The sequence below is a fragment of the Pseudomonas sp. PB106 genome, from assembly GCF_009764645.1.
Lineage (GTDB): Bacteria > Pseudomonadota > Gammaproteobacteria > Pseudomonadales > Pseudomonadaceae > Aquipseudomonas.
In genome coordinates this window covers 1-24,476 of the sequence record NZ_RWIM01000166.1, presented here as the reverse complement: position 1 = coordinate 24,476, position 24,476 = coordinate 1, and the positions used below count along the sequence as shown (strand labels likewise).

Annotated in this window: 17 protein-coding genes; 13 read left to right on the top strand and 4 right to left on the bottom strand. The window is 59.8% G+C overall.

Features of this window, described 5'->3' with window-relative positions; all coding sequences use genetic code 11:
• Positions 1 to 449 precede the first annotated feature (449 nt).
• The 9 genes from EJA71_RS21360 (at position 450) to EJA71_RS21320 (ending at position 14,349) form a co-directional block, all read left to right on the top strand.
• Entirely contained in the window at positions 450 to 1,886 is a 1,437-nt protein-coding gene (locus EJA71_RS21360; RefSeq protein WP_158959528.1) for a serralysin family metalloprotease, read from the top strand.
• Between the two features lie 92 nt (positions 1,887 to 1,978).
• Positions 1,979 to 2,407 carry an AprI/Inh family metalloprotease inhibitor gene (locus EJA71_RS21355; protein WP_158959565.1) on the top strand — a complete coding sequence of 143 codons (429 nt, stop codon included), beginning with the start codon at positions 1,979 to 1,981 and terminating at the stop codon, positions 2,405 to 2,407.
• Positions 2,408 to 2,609: 202 nt separating this feature from the next.
• Positions 2,610 to 4,385, top strand: a complete 1,776-nt coding sequence (locus tag EJA71_RS21350) for a type I secretion system permease/ATPase (protein ID WP_158959527.1) — start codon at positions 2,610 to 2,612, stop codon at positions 4,383 to 4,385.
• Entirely contained in the window at positions 4,382 to 5,731 is a 1,350-nt protein-coding gene (locus EJA71_RS21345) for an HlyD family type I secretion periplasmic adaptor subunit (protein ID WP_158959526.1), read from the top strand. The genes EJA71_RS21350 and EJA71_RS21345 overlap by 4 nt, the downstream gene beginning before the upstream one ends.
• Positions 5,732 to 5,733: 2 nt before the next feature.
• A complete protein-coding gene (locus EJA71_RS21340; RefSeq protein WP_158959525.1) occupies positions 5,734 to 7,098 on the top strand; it encodes a TolC family outer membrane protein in 1,365 nt (454 codons plus the stop codon).
• 63 nt (positions 7,099 to 7,161) lie between these two features.
• The gene (locus EJA71_RS21335; RefSeq protein ID WP_158959524.1) at positions 7,162 to 7,365 is read left to right on the top strand and encodes a hypothetical protein; all 204 of its coding nucleotides are present in this window, start codon (positions 7,162 to 7,164) and stop codon (positions 7,363 to 7,365) included.
• Positions 7,366 to 7,466: 101 nt separating this feature from the next.
• A complete protein-coding gene (locus EJA71_RS21330) occupies positions 7,467 to 10,544 on the top strand; it encodes an autotransporter serine protease (RefSeq protein WP_158959523.1) in 3,078 nt (1,025 codons plus the stop codon).
• Between the two features lie 57 nt (positions 10,545 to 10,601).
• Entirely contained in the window at positions 10,602 to 12,290 is a 1,689-nt protein-coding gene (locus tag EJA71_RS21325; protein WP_158959522.1) for a polyurethanase, read from the top strand.
• A gap of 205 nt (positions 12,291 to 12,495) precedes the next feature.
• Positions 12,496 to 14,349 carry a polyurethanase gene (locus EJA71_RS21320; protein ID WP_158959521.1) on the top strand — a complete coding sequence of 618 codons (1,854 nt, stop codon included), beginning with the start codon at positions 12,496 to 12,498 and terminating at the stop codon, positions 14,347 to 14,349.
• A 190-nt stretch (positions 14,350 to 14,539) separates the two neighbouring features.
• Here the strand turns inward: EJA71_RS21320 and EJA71_RS21315 are convergent, their stop codons facing one another.
• On the bottom strand, positions 14,540 to 14,764 hold the full coding sequence (locus tag EJA71_RS21315; RefSeq protein WP_158959564.1) for a YgdI/YgdR family lipoprotein: 225 nt from the start codon (positions 14,762 to 14,764) through the stop codon (positions 14,540 to 14,542).
• A 194-nt stretch (positions 14,765 to 14,958) separates the two neighbouring features.
• Between EJA71_RS21315 and EJA71_RS21310 the strand changes: the two genes are divergently transcribed.
• The 4 genes from EJA71_RS21310 (at position 14,959) to EJA71_RS21295 (ending at position 21,472) form a co-directional block, all read left to right on the top strand.
• Positions 14,959 to 16,611 carry a VRR-NUC domain-containing protein gene (locus tag EJA71_RS21310; RefSeq protein ID WP_158959520.1) on the top strand — a complete coding sequence of 551 codons (1,653 nt, stop codon included), beginning with the start codon at positions 14,959 to 14,961 and terminating at the stop codon, positions 16,609 to 16,611.
• Complete coding sequence (locus EJA71_RS21305) at positions 16,608 to 18,914, top strand: ATP-dependent DNA helicase (protein WP_158959519.1); 2,307 nt, start codon at positions 16,608 to 16,610, stop codon at positions 18,912 to 18,914. Before EJA71_RS21310 ends, EJA71_RS21305 begins: the two co-directional genes overlap by 4 nt.
• Positions 18,915 to 18,932: 18 nt before the next feature.
• Entirely contained in the window at positions 18,933 to 20,852 is a 1,920-nt protein-coding gene (locus tag EJA71_RS21300) for a PAS domain-containing sensor histidine kinase (protein WP_158959518.1), read from the top strand.
• Positions 20,853 to 20,935: 83 nt separating this feature from the next.
• On the top strand, positions 20,936 to 21,472 hold the full coding sequence (locus EJA71_RS21295; protein ID WP_158959517.1) for a hypothetical protein: 537 nt from the start codon (positions 20,936 to 20,938) through the stop codon (positions 21,470 to 21,472).
• Positions 21,473 to 21,526: 54 nt separating this feature from the next.
• On the opposite strand, the gene EJA71_RS21290 is transcribed toward EJA71_RS21295, so the two are convergent.
• The 3 genes from EJA71_RS21290 to EJA71_RS21280 all read right to left on the bottom strand — a co-directional run bounded on the left by EJA71_RS21290 (position 21,527) and on the right by EJA71_RS21280 (position 24,324).
• Positions 21,527 to 21,823 (bottom strand): hypothetical protein, encoded by a 297-nt coding sequence (locus EJA71_RS21290; protein WP_158959516.1) that lies wholly within the window; start codon positions 21,821 to 21,823, stop codon positions 21,527 to 21,529.
• A 187-nt stretch (positions 21,824 to 22,010) separates the two neighbouring features.
• Positions 22,011 to 23,354, bottom strand: coding sequence for a sodium:proton antiporter (locus tag EJA71_RS21285; protein WP_158959515.1), 1,344 nt, complete (start codon positions 23,352 to 23,354; stop codon positions 22,011 to 22,013).
• A gap of 112 nt (positions 23,355 to 23,466) precedes the next feature.
• Complete coding sequence (locus EJA71_RS21280) at positions 23,467 to 24,324, bottom strand: glucose 1-dehydrogenase (RefSeq protein WP_158959514.1); 858 nt, start codon at positions 24,322 to 24,324, stop codon at positions 23,467 to 23,469.
• Positions 24,325 to 24,476 lie beyond the last annotated feature (152 nt).

Here is a 24,476-nt window from a genome sequence, read left to right as displayed (position 1 = left end):
TCCCCTGTAGGAGCTGCCGCAGGCTGCGATCTTCTGATCTTGCTTTTGAAAGGCAAAGTCAAATGATCGCAGCCTCGTTTCACTCGTCAGCTCCTACAGTTTGGGTGAGCCGTTTGGTTGATATCAATACACTGGCCTGCACTATCAAAGTACAGAGAAGTGAGACGCGTCTAACAAAAAACAACTTACCGATATTTAATATTTAAATAGAAAATCGTCAGACAATTAGGCGCTTGCCTGTAACTTCAAACATTCTTTCAACCCCCGCACGCTTTGTTTACGGCAGTTTTACGAAACAGCGCAATTTGATCTCAAAAAAGTCCTTTACGTCAGATTTCAAATTGTGTCAGGTTTCTTACGCCTTCATTGGGCGAGTGATAGGACGATCTCGCCAGAGATTGTCGCTATCGGACAAAAACTGTTCCATTGCTAAACAAGGAAGTGTGTTTATGTCGAAAGAAAATGCTCTTGCTATTGATGCGCCACAATCCCTGGCGGCTGCCAGCTCGGCGTTCAACCAGATCAATAGCTTCAGCCATCAATACGATCGTGGCGGCAACCTCACGGTCAATGGCAAACCGTCCTTTTCCGTCGATCAGGCGGCAACCCAGTTGCTGCGCGACGGCGCTGCTTATCAGGACAAGGATGGCAGCGGCAAGATCGAACTCACCTACACGTTCCTGACGTCGGCATCGTCCAGCACGATGTACAAGCACGGGATCACCGGGTTCAGTCAGTTCAGTGCTCAACAAAAAGCGCAGACCGTGCTCGCCATGCAATCCTGGGCCGACGTGGCCAACGTCACCTTCACCGAGAAAGCCTCGGGCGGCGACGGCCACATGACCTTCGGTAACTACAGCGGTGGCCAGGATGGCGCTGCAGCGTTCGCTTATCTGCCAGGCACGGGCGCCGGTTATGACGGCACCTCGTGGTACCTGATCAACAGTGGCTACACGCAGAACAAGACGCCGGATCTGAACAATTACGGGCGTCAGACCCTGACCCACGAAATCGGCCACACCCTGGGCCTTGCTCACCCTGGCGACTACAACGCCGGTAATGGCAACCCGACCTACAACGACGCGTCCTACGGCCAAGACACCCGCGGCTACAGCGTCATGAGTTACTGGAGTGAGAGCAACACCAACCAGAACTTCAGCAAAGGCGGGGTGGAAGCCTATTCGTCGGGGCCGCTGATGGATGACATCGCGGCGATCCAGAAGCTCTATGGCGCTAACATGAACACCCGTACCGGTGACACCACCTACGGCTTCAACTCCAACACGGGCCGCGATTTCCTCAGCGCTTCGTCGTCGAGCGACAAAGTGGTGTTCTCGGTGTGGGACGCGGGCGGCAAGGATACGCTGGACTTCTCGGGCTTCACCCAGAACCAGAAGATCAACCTCAATGATGCCTCGTTCTCCGACGTTGGCGGCCTCGTGGGCAACGTGTCCATTGCCAAGGGCGCGATCATCGAGAACGCCATCGGCGGTTCGGGCAACGACCTGTTGATCGGCAACAGCGTGGCCAACGAGCTGAAGGGCGGTGCCGGCAACGACATCCTTTACGGCGCCGGTGGTGCCGACAAACTGTGGGGGGGCGCAGGCTCGGACACCTTCGTGTTCGCCGCCAGCTCCGATTCCAAGCCGGGTGCGATCGATCAGATCCTTGATTTCGTCAGCGGTCTGGACAAAATCGACCTGACCGGCATCACCAACGGTTCGGGCCTGCACTTCGTCAGCAGCTTCACCGGTGCCGCCGGTGACGCGATCCTGACCTCGACGGGTGGCAACAGTCTGTTGTCGGTGGACTTCTCCGGGCACGGCGTAGCTGATTTCCAGGTCAGCACCGTAGGCCAGGCAGCGTACGCCGACATCGTGGCGTGATGTAGCGTGGAAAGCGGCGTTTGATGCGCCGCTTTCTTCACGTGCATCGGCTGACCCTGTTGGCAAGGTTACGCGGCGGAGCGAATATTCCCATGATCTATAAAGCTTTTACCTACACGGCAATGGCGTGGCTCACGGCGGCGCTCATCACGATTTCAGGAGAAACCAGCATGGCCAGCAGCCTCAGACTCGAAGAACCCTCGGTATTCGCCGGTCAATGGCGCGCGACCTTGTCGACGCACGACGAATCGCCTGAAGCGCAAACGTTGCAAGACAAGCCTTCGAATGTCTGCCTGGTTGAACTGGCCGCGAACCAGACAATTGCCAACGGCGCCGACTGCCTCAGTGCGTGGCTTGAACAAACACCGATCGGCTGGTTTGCCGACCCCGACGGTTTGTCCATCACTGGCAAGGAAGGCTCAAGAATCCAGTTTTTCAGCCGACAACGTGATGGGCTTTATCTGGCGACTTTGAAATCGGGCCTGATGATCACCCTTGAGCGCACGGCGCCATCAGCGTGATGATCAAGTTTGCGACAAGGTTTATATAAAGCGCAGGCCAATGGTTATAAGTCACACGATTAAACGCAACTGCACCGTAGTTATCGACGCAAGTTGTTATAAAAGTGTAACGAGGCATCGGCTAAACAAGACCCGAGTGCGAACGGGAAATTAATTCAGAGCTCGCCAAAGAATGGCGGGAAATATCTTTCAGGAATAATCAATGAAGATGGCGAAGGCCCCAGCCACCGCTCCCTTGATAAAGGCTTTGGCTGACTATAAAAGCATTCTGATCAGCGTCGGTTGCTTTACCGCATTGATTAACGTGCTGATGCTGGTGCCCTCCATCTACATGCTCCAGGTGTATGACCGGGTGCTGTCGTCGCAGAACGAAACCACCCTGGCGATGCTGTCGCTGATGGTCGTCGGTTTCTTTGCCTTTATCGGCCTGCTGGAAGTGATTCGCAGCTTTATCGTGATCCGCATCGGCAGCCAATTGGAGCGGCGCTTCAACCTTCGGGTGTACCAAGCGGCGTTCGAGCGCAACCTGTTCAAGGGTGAGGGCAACGCCGGACAATCCCTGGGCGACCTGACCCACATCCGTCAATTCGTCACCGGGCCTGCGCTATTCGCGTTTTTTGATGCGCCGTGGTTTCCGGTGTATCTGTTCGTGATCTATCTGTTCAACGTCTGGCTCGGCGTGCTCGCCACGGCGGGTGCGTTGCTGTTGATCGCGCTGGCCTGCCTGAACGAATACATGACCAAAAAACCGCTTGGCGAAGCCGCCGGTTATTCGCAGAAGTCCAGCCAACTGGCCACCAGTCACTTGCACAACGCCGAAACCATTCAGGCGATGGGTATGCTCGGTTCGCTTCGCAAGCGCTGGTTTCAGGTGCATTCGCGTTTCCTCGGTTTGCAGAATCAGGCCAGCGATACCGGAGCGGTGATCAGCTCACTCAGCAAAACCCTGCGCCTGTGCCTGCAATCGTTGGTGCTGGGCCTCGGCGCACTGTTGGTGATCAAGGGTGACATGACGGCCGGGATGATGATTGCCGGTTCGATTCTGATGGGGCGCGTGCTCAGTCCGATCGATCAGTTGATTGCGGTATGGAAACAGTGGAGCGGGGCGAAACTGGCTTATCGCCGTCTCGACGCCTTGCTGCAAGCGTTCCCGCCGAGCGACGAGGCCATGGCGCTGCCGACGCCGAAAGGCCAGATCACCTTTGAGCAAGTCAGCGCCGGCCCGCCGGGTCAACGGGCTGCGACCCTGCACATGGTCAATTTCAATCTGGCGGCGGGCGAGGTGTTGGGCGTGCTTGGCGCGTCAGGCTCCGGCAAGTCGACCCTGGCCCGGGTGTTGGTGGGTGTGTGGCCAACCCTCGGCGGCACCGTTCGCCTCGACAGCGCGGATATTCATCGCTGGAACCGTGATCAACTTGGCCCGTACATCGGCTATCTGCCGCAAGACATCGAGCTGTTCAGTGGCAGCATCGCCGAGAACATTGCGCGTTTCAGCGAGGCCGATCCGCAGAAAGTCGTGATCGCTGCGCAACAGGCCGGGGTCCACGAAATGATCCTGCGTCTGCCACAAGGCTACGACACCCAATTGGGCGAGGACGGCAGCGGTCTGTCCGGTGGCCAGAAACAGCGCGTGGCCCTGGCTCGCGCGCTGTATGGCCACCCGAGTCTGGTGGTGCTGGATGAGCCCAACTCCAATCTCGACACCGTCGGCGAAGCCGCGTTGGCCAGCGCCATCGCGCAACTGAAGGCGCAGGGCACCACCGTGGTGCTGGTCACCCATCGTTCATCGGTACTGGCTCAGGCTGACAAATTGCTGGTGCTCAATGACGGTCGCTTGCAGGCCTTCGGCCCGAGTCAGGACGTACTCAAGGCGCTGTCCGGCAATCATGAACAACAACGCGAGAAACCTGCGCAGGCACCGGGCGGGCTCAGCATGAGCCGGCAGTATCAGCCCACGACAAGGAATTCGGGTGTATGAGCAGCACAAGCATGAACACTGAAAACGAAGCGAGCATGGAACACGCCTACATCACCGAGCGCCCGGAACGCGATGCGAAATTTTTCGCGCGCATGGGCTGGATTCTGGCCATCGTTGGCGCTGGCAGCTTCTTTACCTGGGCGGCGCTGGCGCCGCTGGATCAAGGCATTCCAGTGCAAGGCACGGTGGTCGTCTCCGGCAAGCGCAAAGCGGTGCAGTCGATGAGCAGCGGCGTGGTCAGCCGGATTCTGGTGCGCGAAGGCGAAATCGTGAAGCAGGGTCAGCCGCTGTTCCGCCTCGATCAGACCCAGGTCGCCGCCGACGTGCAGTCGCTGCAAGCGCAATACCGCATGGCCTGGGCCAGCCTCGCACGCTGGCAGGCCGAGCGCGACAACCTCAAGCAAGTGACCTTTCCGGCTGAATTGAGCAACGATCCGGACCCGCGCCTGGCACTGGTCCTGGAAGGGCAGCGCCAACTGTTCAGCAGCCGTCGCGAAGCGTTTTATCGGGAGCAAGCGGCATTGCGCGCGAGTATCGAAGGCGCCACCGCGCAACTGGCCGGCATGCGCCGCGCGCGCACCGACCTGAATGCCCAGGCCGATTCGCTGCAACAGCAGTTGCGCAACCTGCAACCGCTGGCCGACAACGGTTACATCCCGCGCAATCGCTTGATGGAATACCAGCGTCAGCTCTCGCAAGTACAGCAACAACTGGCGGAAAACACCGGTGAAAGCGGCCGCGTCGAGCAGGGCATCCTCGAATCGCGCCTGAAGCTGCAACAGCACGGCGAGGAATACCAGAAGGAAGTCCGCACGCAACTGGCCGACGCGCAGTTGAAAAGCGTGACCCTGTCCGAGCAACTGACTTCCGCCGGATTCGACCTGCAACACAGCGAAATCCTCGCGACCGCCGATGGCGTGGCGGTGAATCTCGGCGTGCACACCGAAGGCGCTGTGGTGCGTCAGGGCGAAACCCTGCTGGAAATCGTCCCGCAAGGCACCACGCTGGAAGTGGAAGGGCACCTGCCGATCAACCTGATCGACAAGGTCGGCACGCATTTGCCGGTCGATATCCTGTTTACCGCGTTCAACCAGAGCAAAACCCCGCGTGTACCCGGCGAAGTCAGCCTGATTTCCGCCGACCAGATGGTCGATGAGAAAACTGGCGTGCCGTATTACGTGTTGCGCAGCAGCGTCAGTGATCAGGCCATGGAGAAGCTCAACGGCCTGGTGATCAAGCCCGGCATGCCGGCAGAAATGTTCGTGCGCACTGGTGAACGTTCACTCCTCAACTATCTGTTCAAACCGCTGCTCGACCGGGCCGGTTCCGCGTTGACCGAGGAATAAGGATGTTCGGCTGTATGAATAAGCTTTCCATGCTGACGGCAGCGTTTGCGCTGCTCGCAGGCAACAGTGCACTGGCGGCGATGGGGCCGTTCGATGTTTACGAACAGGCGTTGCGCAATGATCCGGTGTTCCTCGGCGCCATCAAGGAGCGCGACGCTGGCCTCGAAAACCGCGCGATTGGCCGCGCCGGGTTGTTGCCGAAGATCGGTTACAACTACAACAAGGGGCACAACACCTCGAAGGTGACTCAGCTCACCGATCGCGGTGACTTCAGCGAAAACCGTAACTACAACAGCTACGGCTCCAGCCTGACCCTGCAACAACCGCTGCTCGATTACGAAGCCTACGCGGCCTATCGCAAAGGCGTCGCGCAGTCGCTGTTTGCCGATGCGAATTTTCGCGGCAAGAGTCAGGAACTGTTGGTGCGGGTGCTCGATAACTACACCAAGGCCCTGTTCGCTCAGGATCAGATCGATATTGCCCAGGCGAAGAAAAAGGCTTACGAGCAGCAGTTCCAGCAGAACGAGCACATGTTCAAGCAGGGCGAGGGCACCCGCACCGACATCCTCGAAGCCGAATCGCGCTATGAACTGGCGACCGCCGAAGAGATCGAGGCGCGCAACGAACAGGACGCCGCACTGCGCGAACTGGGCGCGCTGATTGGTGTGCCGGCGGTGGACATTACCGATCTCGCGCCGCTGGATCAGAATTTCCAGACATTTACCTTGCAGCCGACCAATTTCGACACCTGGCATGAACTGGCAATCAGCAACAACCCCAACCTGGACTCGCAACGCCAGGCGGTGGAAGTCGCGCGCTATGAAGTCGAACGTAACCGCGCCGGGCATTTGCCGAAGGTCAGCGCCTACGCGTCGGCACGCAAAAACGAGTCGGAAAGCGGCAACACCTACAACCAGCGTTACGACACCAACACCATCGGCATCGAAATCAACGTGCCGCTGTTTGCCGGCGGTGGCGTGTCGGCCTCAACCCGTCAGGCCAGCCGCACCATGGAACAGGCCGAGTACGAACTCGATGGCAAGACCCGTGAAACGCTGATCGAACTGCGCCGCCAGTTCAGCGCCTGCCTGTCGGGCGTCAACAAACTGCGCGCATATCAGAAAGCCCTGGCTTCGGCCGAGGCGCTGGTGGTCTCGACCAAGCAAAGCATTCTCGGCGGCGAGCGGACCAACCTCGACGCGCTGAACGCCGAACAGCAACTGTTTACCACCCGCCGCGATCTGGCGCAGGCGCGGTACGACTATTTGATGGCGTGGACCAAATTGCATTACTACGCGGGGACCTTGAGCGAGCAGGATCTTGCGCGGGTGGATGAGGCGTTCGGGCAGGGTCCGAAAACCCAATAACAGCCTAAATCGCCGCAGGCTGCGGCAGCGCCTACACAGCAATAAAAAACCGGAGCGGTGAACATGGACGTACACATCAAGCCGATTGCGGTCGGCACCCTGCTGCTTGTGATTTCAGCAAATCAGGTTCAGGCGCAATGCCTCGAACCCTGCAAACCCGGCGACGCCAACAAGAACGCCAGTTTCCTGTTCGGCCCCAATCCCCTTTATTTGATCGTTCCCACGCTCTGCGTGGGAACGCCTCTAGGAACGCTCTGCGTCCAGTGACGCGGAGCTTCACGGGCTGCATTCCCACGCGGAGCGTGGGAACGATCATCAGTACGTGATTTAGACGGATTTTTCGCAACATCACTAAGGAAGGTCGCTGGATGAATAACAACAATACCCCCGCGCAAACGGGTGGCCGCTTTGCTCTGAAAACCCTGACACTCGCTGTGCTCTGTGTCATCGGCACTGTACAGGCTGCGCCCTATGTGGAAACCGGACGCAGCGGTGATGCCGCCAGTTGGCGCAGCCAGGAATTCCAGGCCGATTGGGGCCTGCGCGCCATCGGTGCCGATTATGCCTACGCCGCTGGCTACACCGGCAAAGGCGTGAAACTCGGCATCTTCGATCAGCCGGTGTACGCCGCGCACCCGGAGTTCTCTGGCAGTAACAAAGTCATCACGCTGGTGACCACGGGCATTCGCGAATACACCGACCCGTACATCCCGGTGAAGGCCGGCGATGCCTTCCGTTATGACGGCTCGCCCTCGGTCGGCTCCGACGGCAAGCTCGGCGCCCACGGTACTCACGTCGGTGGCATCGCCGCCGGCAGTCGCGATGGTGGGCCGATGCATGGTGTCGCGTTCGGTGCGCAGATCATCAGCGCCGACAACGGTGATCCGGGCCCGGAGGACGGCATCGTGCGCGGTAACGATGGCGCGGTGTACAAGGCCGGTTGGGATGCTCTGATCGCCAGCGGCGCGCGGATCATCAACAACAGTTGGGGCATCGGCATCACCGACCGTTTCGACCTCGGCGGCAAAGACCCGGCGTACCCGCACTTCACCGTCAACGACGCGCAGTTGCAGTTCAATGAAATCCGCACTTTGCTCGGGAGCAAACCCGGCGGCGCCTATGACGGCGCGATTGCCGCCGCACGCAGCGGCATCGTCACCATCTTCGCCGCCGGCAACGATTACAACCTCAACAATCCGGACGCCATCGCCGGCCTCGGCTACTTCGTCCCGGAGATCGCGCCTAACTGGATCACCGTCGCCGCGTTGCAGCAGAACCCCGACCTGGCCAGCGCCGATCCTTACATCATCAGCACGTTCTCTTCGCGCTGCGGTTACACCGCGAGTTTTTGCGTCTCGGCACCGGGCACGAAAATCTACAGCGCGATCATCGAAGGCACTAGCGCCGACAACCTGACCACCGGCTACAAAAATTACAACGGCACGTCGATGGCCGCGCCGCACGTGGCTGGCTCCATGGCCGTGCTGATGGAACGCTTCCCTTACATGACCGGCGACCAGGTCGCCACGGTTTTGCGTACCACCGCGACCGACCTCGGCGCACCGGGCATCGACGCCTTGTATGGCTGGGGCATGATCAACCTGCGCAAAGGCATCGATGGCCCGGCGATGTTCGTCACCGAACAGGACATCCCCGAAGAATTCCGCATTCAGGGCGCCTATGGTTCCGGCCAGTTTGTCGCGGATTTGCCTGGCATCGGCGCGATCATCGATCAAGGTAAACCGACCGAACGTCTGTGCAGCGACATCACCTGCGGCCTCGACACCTGGCGCAACGACATTTCCGGCCACGGCGGTTTGACCAAGCAGGGCATCGGTACGCTGGTGATGACCGGCAACAACACTTACAGCGGGCCGACGCTGGTCAATCAGGGCCGATTGGCGATCAACGGTTCGCTGGCCTCGGCGGTCACGGTGAATGACAGCGGCATCCTCGGCGGTAACGGCCGCATCGGCGCACTGTCGGTGAAAAACGGCGGTACGGTGGCGCCGGGCAACTCCATCGGCACCCTGAACGTCGCGGGTGACGTGACCTTCGAGCCGGGTTCGACTTATGCGGTGGAAGTCTCGCCGACCTCCAGCGACCAAATCATCGCCGGTGGCAAGGCTGTGATTGACGGCGCCACCGTCAGCCTGTCGCTGGAAAACAGCCCGACGCTGTTGACCACCACCGAAGTGAAAAGCCTGCTCGGCACGCAGTTCAACATCCTGCAAGCGGCGGGCGGCATTGAAGGGCAATTCGGCCAGGTGCTGCCCAATTATGCGTTCCTTGGCGGCACGCTGGCGTACTCGGCCAGTGGCGTTCAGCTGGACGTCGGGCGCAACGGTGCTTCGTTCGCCAGCGTGGGTCTGACGCCGAACCAGCGTGCGGTCGGCGCGGCAGCCGAACGTCTCGGCGCTGGTAATGCGTTGTTCGAAACCCTGCTGCTGTCGCCCAACGCCGCCTCGGCGCAACAAGCCTTCCAGCAACTGTCCGGTGAGATTCACCCGGCCCTCGGTACGCTGCTGATCAACGACAGCCGTTACCTGCGCGAAGCCGTCGGCGAGCGTCTGCGCGAGCGGGATCTGTTCAACGCCGATGCGCCGACTGACGATCGCAGCAATGCCTGGGTCAAGGTGCTCGGTTCGTGGGGCACGAGCGATGGCAGCAGCCAGTACGCTGATTCCACCAGTTCGATCGGCGGCCTGCTCGCCGGTGTTGACGGCTTGATCGCTGAAGATACCCGCCTCGGTTTCGTTACCGGTTATAGCGACAGCTCGTTGAGCATGGGCAGCGGCACGCATTCGTCGGCGTCGGTCGACAGCTACCATTTGGGCGCGTATCTGGGGCATGAAATCGATGCCCTGCGTCTGACCGTTGGCGGCGCTTACAGCTGGCACCGCATCGACGCGAAGCGTGATCTGCAGTTCGGCGACGTCAGCGGCAAGCAGAAAACCAAACGCGACGCGACCACGGCGCAATTGTTCACCGAAGCGGCTTACGATCTGGGCTTGCAACCGATGAACCTGGAACCGTTCGCCCATCTGTCCTACGTCCACCTCAACACCGACAGCTTCACCGAGAAGGGCGATGCCGCTGCGTTGAAAGGTGGCGAAGATAACCGCGACGTCGTGCTGTCGACCCTCGGCGTGCGCGCCAAGCGCACCTTTGCCCTGTCGGAGCAGCATCAACTGCAACTGGGCGCGAGCCTCGGCTGGCAGCACAACCTGAGCAGCGTCGATGCTGACAGCCATCTGGCCTTCGCCAATGGCAACAGCGCGTTCACGGTGCAGAGCGTGTCGATGGATCGTGATGCTGCGGTGGTCGGCGTGCGTGCCGGTCTGGCGCTGAATCGCGATGTGCGGGTCAACCTGGATTACAACGGGCTGATCGGCTCGAACGAGAAGGATCACGGCGTGGGTCTGACCCTGGATTGGCAATTCTAAAAAGCACCGGCAGCTCTAAACGGAGCTGCCGTTTTTTGAAGGAAGAGAGAGCACAACATGGGATTGTTCGATTACAAGAATGCCGATGGCAAAGCGTTGTACAACGACGCCATCGCCCTGACGCTGTACGCCTACACGCCGACCGGCCAGCCATTGCCGAAGACCGCATGGGCACCCGTGGCAGCGACAGCGCTGGGTTATCAGGGCCAGGTCGGGCCGCAGGGCACGTTCTTCGGCGAGAAGGACGGGTTTACCAGCGCCGAAGCCGAAGTGCTCGGCAAGTACGACGCCGCCGGCAAATTGATCGGCATCGGCATTGCCTTTCGTGGCACCGGCGGGCTGGGCTACAGCGACACCTTCGGTGACCTGAAAAACAACCTGCTGGCGGCGATCGGGCCTTCGGATTACGCGAGCAACTACGCAAAAAACGCCTTCGACAATCTGCTCAAGGCGGTCGCCGCGTTCGCGATTGCCAACGGCATCGCCGCCAAGGACGTGCTGATCAGCGGCCACAGCCTCGGCGGCCTCGGGGTCAACAGCGTTGCCGAACTGAGCGCGGGCAACTGGGGAGGTTTCTACAAGGATGCCAACTACATTGCGTTCGCCTCGCCAACCCAGAGCAGCACCGGCAGCAATGTGCTGAACATCGGTTACGAGAATGACCCGGTGTTCCGCGTGCTCGACGGCACCACGTTCAGCACGGCGTCGATGGGCAAGCACGACAAGCCGCACGATTCGACCACCGACAACGTCGTCAACTTCAACGACAACTACGCGTCCACCGCGCAGAACCTGGTGCCGTTCAGCATCATCAACCCGATGAGCTGGTCGGCCCACGGCTCGCTGGGTTATGCCGATGGCCTGAATCGGGTGATCGATTCGACGTTCTACAACCTCACCAGCAAGGACTCGACGATCATCGTCTCCAACCTGGAGGAGGCTTCCCGGGGCAAGACCTGGGTCGAGGATCTTGGCCGTAGCGGCGAGCCGCACACTGGCAGCACGTTCATCATCGGCACGCAAAGCAACGACTGGCTCAAGGGTGGGGCGGGCAACGACTTCCTTGAAGGCTTGGGCGGCGATGACCGTTTCCGCGATGACGGTGGATTCAATATCTTGCTAGGCGGCCAGGGCCATAACGTTTTCGAGCTGCAAAAACCGTTGCAGAACTTCAGCTTCGCCAACGACGGCGATGGCACCCTGTATGTGCGCGACGCCTACGGCGGCATCAGCATGACCCGCGACATCGGCGCGTTGGTGAGCAAGGAAGCGGGCTCGTGGTGGGGCAGCAAGGACATCACCTGGAATGTGACGGCCAAGGGGTTAACCAATGGCAACGAGCTGACCCAATACAACCATTCGCTCAGCGGTGATGGCTACGGCAACGCGCTGCATGCCACGGCTGACGGTGACTGGCTGTTCGGTCTCGGTGGCGACGACAGACTGATCAGCGACAAAGGCCACGTGACCTTCGTTGGCGGCGCGGGCAACGACCTGATGACGGCGGTGGGCGGCAACAACACCTTCCTGTTCAGCGGCGCGTTCGGTTTCGACGCCATCAACGGCTATCAGGGCAGCGACAAACTGGTGTTCATGGGTGTTGAAGGCGCGGGGCAAGGTTACGACTACAAGCAACACATGGCCCAGACCGGCAACGACACCGTGCTGAAGATTGGCGACTATGCCGTCACCCTGATCGGGGTGGGAGTGGCTAACCTGTCGGATTCGGCGTTCGTTTTCGCCTAGGCAATGATCTTTCTCTGTAGGAGCTGCCGCAGGCTGCGATCTTTTGATCTTGAAAAGCACAATCAAAAGATCGCAGCCTCGTTGCACTCGTCAGCTCCTACAGGGGGGATGTGCAAGTAGTAGAAATGCTCCGGAGCGTTCCGCGAGGGGCGCTCTGGCTGTGAGCTATCTCTGAACAATTCCAACAAAGAGAGAGGCAATAGCAATGGGTGTGTATGACTACAAGAACTTCGGTACGGCCGATTCCAAGGCATTGTTCAGCGACGCCATGGCGATCACGCTGTATTCCTATCACAACCTCGATAACGGCTTTGCCACGGGATATCAGCACAACGGCTTCGGCCTCGGTCTGCCCGCCACGCTGGTGACTGCGCTGATTGGCGGCACGGATTCACAAGGGGTTATTCCCGGCGTTCCGTGGAACCCCGACTCGGAAAAACTCGCCCTCGACGCGGTAAAAAAGGCCGGTTGGACGCCCATCACCGCCTCTCAGTTGGGCTACGACGGCAAGACCGATGCGCGCGGAACCTTCTTCGGCGAGAAGGCCGGTTACACCACCGCCCAAGTGGAAATCCTCGGCAAGTACGACGCCCAGGGCCATCTCACCGAACTCGGCATTGCTTTTCGCGGGACCAGCGGCCCACGGGAAAACCTGATCATCGATTCGATCGGCGACGTGATCAACGACTTGCTCGCAGCATTCGGCCCGGCGGACTACGCAAAAAACTACGTCGGCGAAGCCTTCGGCAATCTGCTCAATGACGTGATGGCGTTTGCCAAGGCCAACGGTCTGACCGGCAAAGACGTGCTGGTCAGCGGTCACAGCCTCGGCGGCCTGGCGGTCAATAGCATGGCGGACTTGAGCGGCGGCAAGTGGGGCGGTTTCTTCGCCGATTCCAACTACATCGCCTACGCCTCGCCGACCCAGAGCAGCACCGACAAAGTGCTCAACGTCGGCTATGAAAATGACCCGGTGTTCCGCGCCCTCGACGGCTCGACGTTCACCGCGGCATCGGTCGGCGTGCACGACGCAGCGCACGCATCGACCACCGACAACATCGTCAGCTTCAACGACCATTACGCCTCGACGGCGTGGAATCTGCTGCCGTACTCGATCCTCAATATTCCGACGTGGATATCGCACCTGCCCACCGGTTACGGCGACGGCATGACCCGCGTGCTCGACTCGAAATTCTACGACCTGACCAGCCGCGACTCGACGATCATCGTCGCCAACCTGTCCGACCCGGCGCGGGCCAACACGTGGGTGCAGGATCTCAATCGCAACGCCGAACCCCACAAGGGCAGCACCTTCATCATCGGCAGCGAGGGCAACGATCTGATTCAGGGTGGCAGCGGCAACGACTATCTGGAAGGCCGCGCCGGCAACGACAGCTTCCGCGACAGTGGCGGTTACAACATTATTTTGGGCGGGCAGGGCAGCAACACCCTCGACCTGCAACAGACAGTGAAGAACTTCGACTTTGCCAATGACGGTGCCGGCAATCTGTACGTCCGTGATGCCAATGGCGGAATCAGCATCACCCGCGACATCGGCAGCATCGTCACCAAGGAGCCGGGGTTTCTCTGGGGCTTGTTCAAGGACGATGTGACCCACAGTGTGACGGCCAGCGGTTTGAAAGTGGGCAACAATGTCACGGCGTACGAGTCCAGCGTCAAAGGCAGCAGCGGCGCCGACACGCTCAAGGCGCATGCCGGCGGCGACTGGTTATTCGGACTTGATGGCAATGATCATTTGATCGGTGGGGCAGGCAACGATGTCTTCGTCGGCGGCGCCGGCAATGACCTGATGGAATCGGGTGGCGGGGCGGATGCGTTCCTGTTCAGCGGCGCGTTCGGCCAGGATCGGGTGATCGGGTTTAATGCCAACGACAAACTGGTGTTTCTCGGTGTGCAAGGTGTTTTGCCCACCGATGACTTCCGCGCGCATGCATCCACGGTCGGTCATGACACGGTGCTGACGTTTGGCAATGATTCGGTGACGTTGGTTGGGGTTGCGCTTAACAGCCTGAGTGCCGACGGGATTGTTATCGCCTGATGTTGAGGTGGCGCCTTAACAGGCGCCATCGCTAGCCCTGCTAGCGGATCTGGAGCGTTGCCAGCGTTTACAGGGTGAAGTGGTCAAGCGCGGCGGCACTTACATGCCTTGTGACGGCAGCATTGCGGGCATGCCGGCCTTCGAATGATTGATCGTTCCCACGCAGAGCGTGGGAACGCGCGAGATAAACCTAGTCTTCCTTGCGAACCGTCGCGACCTCATCGGCGCGGACCTTTACCTTGGCCCCGGAAATATCCTCGAACTCATAGAAACCATCTTTGGTCTCGGTTTTCGGCATGTCCTTGGTCAGGTATTGGGTGCCGTTCTGCAGGGTTACCACCGTCTGGGTCGAGCAACCGCCCAGTGCCAGCAGAGCGGCTACCGCGAAAGGAATGCCCAGCGCCTTGATTTTCATACCCACGTCTAATTCCTCATGCGATGTGATGACGGGCATTGTCCGCCCTGTAACGCGGTTGGTGCCATCGACAAAGGAAAAGTTCGATACACCGACGAAAAAATGCCATTGATCTTTTTCCGTTTGCGCCGGGCGGGGCAGAGCTGGTATCTGTACGCATAACCAGTACTCGCTCGCCATGGCCCTTAATTCCCGTGACTGCCAACCCTCTCGACGACCCGTTCTATTACCTCAACAACTTCCGGCAAGTGCTTGATTGGCTTGAGCTTCGTTACGCCGATGTGATGAGTGAGGCCGAACATGGTTTTATCCGCACCTTCCACGCCGTGCCCCGCGCCTCGCAAGGTTTGCTGGTGCGCATGGTGATGCGCAAGGGCGTGCATTTTCGCGCCGGCAAACTCAGTTACCTTGAAATCGGCGACATCACCGACGCCGCGCAACCGCTGCTCGAGCATGGCTGGATCGAAGAACACGCGCCGCTGGCCATTGCAGAACTGTTCGACGTGTTGCTCAAGGCCGAAATCCTCCAGGCATTCGGCGCGACCATCGAACAGCCCAAGGGCCGCAAGGATGAATGGCTGCCGCTGCTGGCCGAGCAGTTCAGCGAACCGCGAGCCCTGCGCGAATGGGCGCCGTCATTGAATGAGCGGCTGTTCAGCCTGACGATCATGGACCTGTGCGACCGTCTGCGCCTGATGTTCTTCGGCAATCTCTATCAGGACTGGTCCGAATTCGTGCTGGCCGATCTGGGGATTTTCACCTACGAAAACGTCGAGTTCTGCGCGGACTCCCGAGGCCTGCGCAGCCGCGAAGACGTCGACGCCTGCCTGTTCCTGCACAACTGCCAATTGCGTTTCGAGGCTGGCGAGCCGCTGGACATCATTGCCGAACAAGTCACGGCACTGCACTTCGACAACCCGTGGCTAGAACGTCGGCGCGGCAAAGTGCTGTTCCAGATCGGCCAGTATTGCGAACGCATCGGCGAGTTTGCCCTGGCCCTGAGCATCTACCGCGACTGCGCCTATCCCGGCGCCCGGTTACGCATGATCCGTGTGCTGGAACGCTGCGCGGAATACGCATTGGCGCTGGAACTCGGCACACTCGCCGAGCAGACACCGGAAAGCGCCGCCGAGCAGCAAGGTCTGCAACGGATGTTGCCGCGACTGCGGCGCAAACTCGGCGGCCCACCGCTTAAACGCGCCAGTGCCAGACCGGTCGAACGTCTGGATTTGCAGTTGCCGCGCAGCGATCCCGCGCTGTCGGTGGAGTTTTACGTGCAGGCCCATCTGCACGACGACGAGGGGCCGGTGCATTACGTGGAAAACAGCCTGATCAACTCGCTTTTCGGTTTGTTGTGCTGGCCGGCGATTTTCGCGCCGTTGCCCGGGGCGTTCTTTCACCCATTCCAGCGCGGGCCGGTGGATTTGCTCAATGAAGATTTCCAGCAGCGCCGCGCCGAGCTGTTCCAGGCCTGCCTCGAAGAACTCGACGATGGCCGTTACGCCGCAACCATTCGCCAGCGTTTTGTCGACAAGTGGGGCATCCAGTCGCCGTTCGTGTTCTGGGGCGCGCTGAATGAAGATTTGCTGGAACAGGCGCTGGCCTGCCTGCCGGCCGAGCACCTCAAGCATTGGTTCAAGCGTTTATTGCTCGACATCAAGGCCAACCGCACCGGCATGCCCGACCTGATCCAGTTCTGGCCGCAACACAAAACCTACCGAATGATTGAAGTCAAAGGCCCCGGTGACCGCTTGCAGGACAACCAGTTGCGCTGGCTGGAGTTTTGCCACGAACACCAGATGCCGGTGGCCGTGTGTTACGTGCAATGGGCGGAGCAGAGCGCTTGAGCTACAGCATCGCCGTGCGCGCGTTGTGCGAATTCACCGCTAAAACCGGTGACCTCGACTTGCGCTTCACACCGTCACCCACCGCACTGGAAGGCATCGTCGGCCATCGCACGGTGGCGTCTCGACGCAATGACAAGTACCAGAGCGAAGTGGCCTTGGAAGGCGAGTTCCTGCAATTGAAGGTCAAGGGCCGGGCGGACGGCTACGACCCGGCGCAAAATTGCCTCGAAGAAGTCAAAACCTACCGTGGCGATCTGAGCAAACAACCGGCCAATCACCGCCAGTTGCACTGGGCGCAGGCGAAGATCTACGGCTGGTTGATGTGCCGCAAACTCGAACTTGAACAGATCAATCTGGCGCTGGTGTATTTCGACATCGTCAGCGAGAAGGAAACCTGTCTGGTTGAACACTTCAGCGCCGAGGCGTTGAAGGCGTTTTTCGAACAGCAATGCACACTGTTCCTGCAGTGGGCCGAGCAGGAAATGGCCCATCGCGAGGCGCGCAATCTGGCGGCGCAGCAACTGACGTTCCCCCACGCCGATTTCCGCCCCGGCCAGCGGCACTTGGCTGAATCGGTGTTCAAAGCCGTCAGCACCGGTCGTTGCCTGATGGCCCAAGCCCCCACCGGCATCGGCAAAACCCTCGGCACATTGTTCCCGATGCTCAAGGCTTTGGCGCCGCAGCAACTGGACAAGGTGTTTTTCCTCACCGCCAAAACCCCGGGACGCAAACTGGCGCTGGATGCCAGCCAGGTCTTGTTCGACCAGTCGCCGACCTTGCCGCTGCGTGTGTTGGAAATGGTCGCCCGGGACAAATCCTGCGAACACCCGGACAAAGCCTGTCACGGCGAATCCTGCCCGTTGGCCCAAGGCTTTTATGATCGTTTGCCCGCCGCCCGCCAAGCGGCCAGTCGCATCAATCTGCTCGATCAAGCCACCATGCGCGAAGTCGCCGCGCAACACTCGGTGTGCCCGTATTACCTGAGCCAGGAAATGGCGCGCTGGGCCGACGTGGTCATCGCCGACTACAACTATTACTTCGATTTCAGCGCGCTGCTGTTTGGACTGGCGCAGCTCAATCAATGGAAAGTCGCGGTGCTGGCGGACGAGGCGCACAACCTTGTCGAGCGGGGGCGGCAGATGTACAGCGCCAGTCTTGACCAGTTAACCCTGGCCAGCGTGCGCAAAACCGCCCCCCAGCCGCTGAAAAACGCTCTGCAACGGGTCAACCGCGAATGGAATGCGCTGCATGCCCCGCAACTGGCGGCGTATCAGGCTTACGACAAGGCGCCGGAAAAGCTCCTGCAAGCGATTTCCCTGTGCTGCGCGGCGATTGGCGATTACCTCAACGACCACCCGCAAGGGCTCGACAGCGCTCTGCAGAATTTCTATTTCGACCTGCTGCAATTCGCGCGGGTGGCGGAACTCTACGACGAGCATTACCTGTTCGACATCAGCAAGCGCGACCTTGATCGTAAGAAACCACTGTCGCAACTGTGCCTGCGCAATGTGGTGCCGGCGGCGTTCATTGGTCCGCGACTGACTGCGGCGCGCAGCAGCGTGCTGTTTTCCGCGACCCTGAGCCCGCGCAATTACTACGCCGATCTGCTGGGCACGCCGGCCAGCACGGTGTGGATCGATGTCGAATCACCGTTCGCTGCCGAGCAATTGCAGGTGCACATCGTCAGCCAGATATCGACGCGCTTCAATCATCGTCAGGCCTCGCTGGAACCCATCGTCGACTTGATCGCCCGTCAGTTCAGCGAGCGTCCGGGCAACTATCTGGCGTTTTTCAGCAGCTTCGATTACTTGCAGCAAGTGGCGACATTGCTCGCCGAACGCCATCCGCAAATCGCCCAGTGGCTGCAATCACGGGGCATGGCCGAAGGGCAGCGCCAGGCCTTTCTCGATCAGTTCACCGCCGAGAGTCAGGGCGTGGGGTTTGCGGTGTTGGGCGGGGCGTTCGGCGAAGGTATTGATTTGCCCGGCGCGCGGTTGATCGGCGCGTTCATCGCGACGCTGGGGCTGGCGCAACTCAACCCGGTCAACGAGCAGATGAAGCGACGTATGGCAGCGATCTTCGGTGCCGGTTACGACTACACCTATCTGTATCCCGGCGTGCAGAAAGTCGTGCAAGCCGCCGGGCGTGTCATTCGTACCCGTCAGGATCGCGGCGTGGTCATGTTGATTGACGACCGCTTTGCCGAAAGCCGCATCCAGCAACTGTTGCCGCGCTGGTGGGCAATCAAAAACCGCCCTGATGGCTTTTCAATTCCACGGATTGACGCATACTCCAGCGCATGACCCTGTGCAGTGACTGTAATGAGCGAAAACACCAAGACCGCCGCGATCGAAGAAATGCGTTTCAGACTGTTGATCGATGCGGTGGTCGACTATGCGATCTACATGATCGACCCTGACGGCATCATCACCAGCTGGAACTCCGGCGCCAAACGCTTCAAGGGCTACGAAGAAGCGGAAATCCTCGGCGAGCATTTCTCGCGGTTCTATACCGCCGATGACCGCGCGGCCGGTTTGCCACAGCGGGCGCTCGACACCGCGATCCGCGAAGGGCGTTTCGAAGGCGAAGGCTGGCGGGTGCGCAAGGACGGCACCAATTTCTGGTCCCACGTGGTGATCGATCCGATCATCGATCCCAGCGGCAAACTGCTGGGTTTCGCCAAGATCACCCGCGATCTGACCGATCGCAAGATGGCCGAAGAAACCCTCAAGCAAAGCGAGCAGCAATTTCGCCTATTGGTGCAAGGCGTTACCGACTACGCCATCTACATGCTCAGCCCCGAAGGCCGGGTGAGTAACTGGAACCAGGGCGCGCAGCGGATCAAGGGTTACCTGCCGGAAGAAATCATCGGCCAGCATTTTTCCATTTTCTACACCCCCGAAGACCGTGAACTCGGCGAGCCGCGACGGGCGCTGGATACAGCCACCCGTGAGGGCCGCTTCGAAAACAGGAGCTGGCGCATGCGCAAGGATGGCTCGCGTTTTCTGGCTCACGTGGTGGTCGACGCGATTCGCGGCGAAACCGGCACGCTGCTCGGTTTCGCCAAGATCACCCGCGACGTCACTGAAGCCCACCTCGCGCAACAAGCTTTGGAAAAAACCCGTGAAGCGTTGTTCCAGGCGCAGAAGATGCAGGCCATTGGGCAGCTCAGCGGCGGCATCGCCCATGACTTCAACAATCTGCTGACGGTGATCCTCGGCAATCTGGAGATTCTGCAAAAGCGCACCGGGGATGATCCGAAAATCAATCGTCTGCTGGAAAACGCCACCCAGGGCGCGCTACGCGGCGTGTCGTTGACCCAGCGCATGCTCGCGTTCGCCCGGCGTCAGGAGCTCAAGACCGAATCGGTGAACATCGCGCAGCTTGTGCAAGGCATCACCGGGCTGCTGCGCAGTTCGCTGGGGCCGGGCATCCGTATCGACACGCAGTTTCCTGACGATCTGGAACCGGTGCTTGCCGACATCAACCAACTGGAACTGGCCATCCTCAACCTGGCGACCAACGCCCGCGATGCCATGCCCGAAGGTGGTAGCGTGGTCATTCGTGCTCAACCGGAAGTCGTGCTCGAGCAAAGCCAGGCAACGCTGACCGCCGGGCGTTACGTGTGCCTGAGCCTGACCGACACCGGCGAAGGCATGGACGCGCAAACGCTGGCATCGGCCAGGGATCCGTTTTTCACCACCAAAGGTCTGGGCAAAGGCACCGGGCTGGGGTTGTCGATGGTGCATGGCTTCATCGAGCAACTCGGCGGGCGTTTTGTCCTCAAGAGTGAAAAGGGCACAGGCACCACCGCAGAATTGTGGTTGCCGGTAGCGGTGGAAGGCGCGACGGTGAAACCGTTGTATCCAGCGGTCGAACCGGTTTCGGTGCCGCGACTCAGCGTGCTGGTGGTCGACGACGACTCGTTGGTGCTGACCAGCACCAGCCTGCTGCTCGAAGACCTCGGCCATCGAGTGGTCAGCGCCACTTCCGGCGCTCAGGCGCTGGCGTTGTTCGATCAGGGTGAGGTGATCGATCTGATGATCACCGACATGGCCATGCCGCAGATGAGCGGCGCGCAACTGGCCCATGCCGTGCGCGTGCTCAAGCCGGATCTGCCGATCATCCTCGCCACCGGTTACGCCGAACGCCTGGAAGGTTTTGCAGCGCAACTGCCGCGCCTGCCCAAGCCGTTCACCCAATTGAATCTGGTGGAGATCATTGCGCAATCGATGAAATGAACCGTCGGTACATTCGCCTGAACCAGTACACGCCGGGGTGCCTCTAACGGTTTTACCCACCCCGGAGCCGGAGCGCGTGTCCCTTGCCTCGCATATTGACCCAGCCAACCGCTGAAGAAACCCTGACCGAACATAACGCCAAGATGTTCGGCTCACCCAAGGAACGGCTGGATTTTTATCGCCGGGAAATCCAGTACGAAACCAGCATTCTCGCCAACCGCACCGACGCCTATCTGGCGGCGCAGTCTTTTCTGGTGATTGCGTTCGCCTCGTGCATGGCCAACCTCAATCCGGAGTGGGGCAAGTTGTTCACCATCGTGGTGCCGCCGTTTCTGGCGCTACTGGGCCTGCTCAGTTCGTTGAATGCCTGGCCGGGGATTCGTGCGGCGTACCAGATCATCGATCACTGGCACTTCAAGCAGAGTCATTTGCTGCATAGTGAACCGCTGATGGGCCTGGCCTATGATGAATCGCCGCTGTTCAGCGAAATGGAATCCAGCCATAAGGGCTACCGCAAATCCCTGCTGTTTTCCCTGCGTACACCGTGGATCTTCGCCACGTTCTGGGTGTTGCTGGGCAGTTACGCGGTGTATATCCAGGTGACCAATCCGGGCGGTTGATCGGCAGGCAAATAAAAACCCGGCTCAGATGGCCGGGTTTTTTGTGCAGCGAATTCAGACTGTGGCTTCAAGCTGCCGACGCGACTCAACCGTCTTCTGCGACGACATTGGAATAGGCGGGAAGTCTTCGTTCAACACACACAAATGGTCGATGGCGTCTTCAAACATCAGATCAGCTTTCTTGCGCAAGGCTCGATAGTGCTCGAATTGTTCGAAATCCAGGTTTTCCACCTCAAGCGCCGCATTCGCCGCTCGATTGAGGGCGTGAGCGTTTTCGAACAGTTGGCGATTGCGTTCCAGAGCCAGTGCTCTGCAAGCCTTGATTTGCGCAGGAGTCGAGCATTCTTTCATGACCGTAACCTTATTTGTCAGAGATTCCTTTTCATAGGCCAGGAGCCGCAGGGGAACCGAACCTGCCGGGCCCCGCCGGACGAACTCAGCGGGGGGTTATGCTTGTGACTGCCGACGGTTACGCAGGGATCCATTTTTTTGCACAAAAATGTTCGATAAATGCGCGCTTTAAAATGCGGGATAAAAATCAGTTTTTTTGCTGTTTGAGCTGTTCGTAACGCGCGAGAATCGGTTGCGTGCTGATCCCGTGCAGCAGAATGCTCAACGCCACCACCGACAGCGTCAGATCTGTACACGTCTTCGCCAGCTCATCGTTCAGACCATGATTCAGAGCGTAAAACAGATAGAACAGGCTGCCGATGCCGCGAATCCCGAACCAGCCGATCAGCATGCGCTGACGTGTTGCCAGCAGCGTTCCCCAGGGCATCAGCGCGACACAGGCCGGGCGTATCAGGCAGAACAAGGCACCGCCGACCAGCAGCGCACGCCAATCCCAGTGCGCGATCAACACAACGCCGAGCAGGGTAACCAGAAACACTTCCATGGCCCGTTCGACCAGTCCGCCGAACGACAACATATCGCCCATCATGATGCCGGCCGCCACCTGACCGCTTTCCAGCCGCTCGGTGTCGCCATGCACGGCGTGCTGCGGTTCGACATTCTGGTGACCGACCACCGGCTGCACCAAATGCTCGGCGGGGGGTTGGCTGGCACCGGTGGATTTCACTTCGACCTGGCGCAAACCCAGGCCAGCGGCGAACACCGAGAGAAAGCCGTAGCCACCAATCGCCTCGGCGACTACATACGCCAGGGCTATCAGCGACAACGCCAGATAATCGTTCGGGCTCAATGTGCTGTCGTCATTACGAATACGCAGTGACAGGGTCACCCGACCGATGCCACGGCCCATCCAGTAACCGGTGAGCAATCCGGCGGGCACCGCCCACAACAGACTGCGCAGCACCCAGTCCTGCCATTCGCCTGCCGTGCCTTGTCCGTGAATCAACAACAGCCCGAGGATCACGAACGGGAATGCCACCCCGTCATTGAGGCCCGCCTCGCCGGACAGGCCAAAACGCACACTGTCGACATCTCGCGCATCGTTGACTTGCACCAGCGCTGCGAGCACCGGATCGGTCGGCGCCAACATCGCACCAATCAACAACGACGGCCCCCATGGCAACTGCAATGCCCAATGCAGGAGCAGGCAAACCCCGGCGATGGTCACCACCATGACCGGCCCGGCCAGCCCGAAAGCGATCCGCCAGCGCTTGTCGCGCAGTGGCAAACGCAATTTCAATCCGCACACAAACAGCGAAAACAGCACCGCGACTTCTGTCAGGTGCTCCATCCATAAGGAAGCGTCTTCCAGTGGTAGCTGCAGCAAATCGAGGCCGCTGGGGCCGATGCCGATGCCCAGCAGGAGACAAACCGCCGAGGTCGTCACCGGCATCCAGCGCAGGTAGGAGGAGGTCAGTGCCAGGGTTAACAGCACGGCGCCGAGCACCGCGACCCATACGACAAAACTCATGATTGGCCGCCCTTAAGTGTTCGATGTGACGGCAATGGCACCGTGGTTACAGAAATTGTAGGAGCTGACCCGAGCCTGCGACAGCTCCTACAGGGACCGAGGTGGCCGCGGATCAGAGCATCGGCTTACCACCGGTCACGCCGTAGCGTTGGCCAGTGATGTAGCTGGCTTCATCCGAGGCCAGCAACACGTAGATCGGCGCGACTTCCACGGGTTGGCCGGGGCGGCCGAGCGGGGTTTCGGCACCGAAGTTCTGCACTTCTTCGTCGGGCATGGTCGAGACGATCAGCGGCGTCCAGATCGGCCCCGGTGCCACGCAGTTCACGCGAATCTCTTTCGGCCCGAGCATTTGCGCCAGACCACCGGTGAAGTTGGCAATCGCGCCTTTGGTGGTGGCGTAGGCGAGCAGGCTCGGTTTCGGCATGTCCGAGTTGATCGAACTGGTATTGATGATCGACGCACCGGGGCGCATATGTTTGATCGCTGCCTGACACAAACGGAAAATCGCAGTGATATTGACGTCGAAGGTCATCACCCATTCCTCGTCGGGGATTTCTTCGAAGTTTTCGTGGGTCATCTGGAACGCGGCGTTGTTGACCAGCACGTCGATGCGGCCGAAACGTTCGACGGTCTTGTCGACCAGCGCCTGACAATGGGCTTTCTGCGCAATATCGCCGGGCAGCAAAATGCACTGGCGGCCGGCCTGTTCGACCCAGCGGGCGGTTTCCTTGGCGTCTTCGTGTTCATTCAGATAAGCAACGGCGACGTCTGCGCCTTCACGGGCAAAGGCAATGGCTACGGCGCGACCGATGCCGCTGTCGGCGCCGGTGATCAGGGCAATTTTGCCGGCCAAGCGTCCAGAGCCGACATAGCTTTGTTCGCCGCAGTCTGGATAGGGCTCCATCTTGCGTTGCGAACCGGGAACGGTTTGGGCTTGTTTGGCGAAGGGCGGTTTTGGATAGTCGGTCATCGCGGGTCTCCGAGGTCTCATGGCGGGTATGGGCGGTTGACCCGGAGTGTTTGCCGTGAGTTCGATCGGATTTACGCGTGACGCAAATTCCCTGTAGGAGCTGCCGAAGGCTGCGATCTTTTGATTTTGACCTTTTAAACAGCAAGATCAAA

Excerpts from the sequence above, each read along its gene's own strand:
- EJA71_RS21360 (WP_158959528.1), top strand. The coding sequence starts at position 450 with ATGTCGAAAGAAAATGCTCTTGCTATTGATGCGCCACAATCCCTGGCG.
- EJA71_RS21355 (WP_158959565.1), top strand. The coding sequence starts at position 1,979 with ATGATCTATAAAGCTTTTACCTACACGGCAATGGCGTGGCTCACGGCG.
- EJA71_RS21350 (WP_158959527.1), top strand. The coding sequence starts at position 2,610 with ATGAAGATGGCGAAGGCCCCAGCCACCGCTCCCTTGATAAAGGCTTTG.
- EJA71_RS21345 (WP_158959526.1), top strand. The coding sequence starts at position 4,382 with ATGAGCAGCACAAGCATGAACACTGAAAACGAAGCGAGCATGGAACAC.
- EJA71_RS21340 (WP_158959525.1), top strand. The coding sequence starts at position 5,734 with ATGTTCGGCTGTATGAATAAGCTTTCCATGCTGACGGCAGCGTTTGCG.
- EJA71_RS21335 (WP_158959524.1), top strand. The coding sequence starts at position 7,162 with ATGGACGTACACATCAAGCCGATTGCGGTCGGCACCCTGCTGCTTGTG.
- EJA71_RS21330 (WP_158959523.1), top strand. The coding sequence starts at position 7,467 with ATGAATAACAACAATACCCCCGCGCAAACGGGTGGCCGCTTTGCTCTG.
- EJA71_RS21325 (WP_158959522.1), top strand. The coding sequence starts at position 10,602 with ATGGGATTGTTCGATTACAAGAATGCCGATGGCAAAGCGTTGTACAAC.
- EJA71_RS21320 (WP_158959521.1), top strand. The coding sequence starts at position 12,496 with ATGGGTGTGTATGACTACAAGAACTTCGGTACGGCCGATTCCAAGGCA.
- EJA71_RS21315 (WP_158959564.1), bottom strand. The coding sequence starts at position 14,764 with ATGAAAATCAAGGCGCTGGGCATTCCTTTCGCGGTAGCCGCTCTGCTG.
- EJA71_RS21300 (WP_158959518.1), top strand. The coding sequence starts at position 18,933 with ATGAGCGAAAACACCAAGACCGCCGCGATCGAAGAAATGCGTTTCAGA.
- EJA71_RS21290 (WP_158959516.1), bottom strand. The coding sequence starts at position 21,823 with ATGAAAGAATGCTCGACTCCTGCGCAAATCAAGGCTTGCAGAGCACTG.
- EJA71_RS21285 (WP_158959515.1), bottom strand. The coding sequence starts at position 23,354 with ATGAGTTTTGTCGTATGGGTCGCGGTGCTCGGCGCCGTGCTGTTAACC.
- EJA71_RS21280 (WP_158959514.1), bottom strand. The coding sequence starts at position 24,324 with ATGACCGACTATCCAAAACCGCCCTTCGCCAAACAAGCCCAAACCGTT.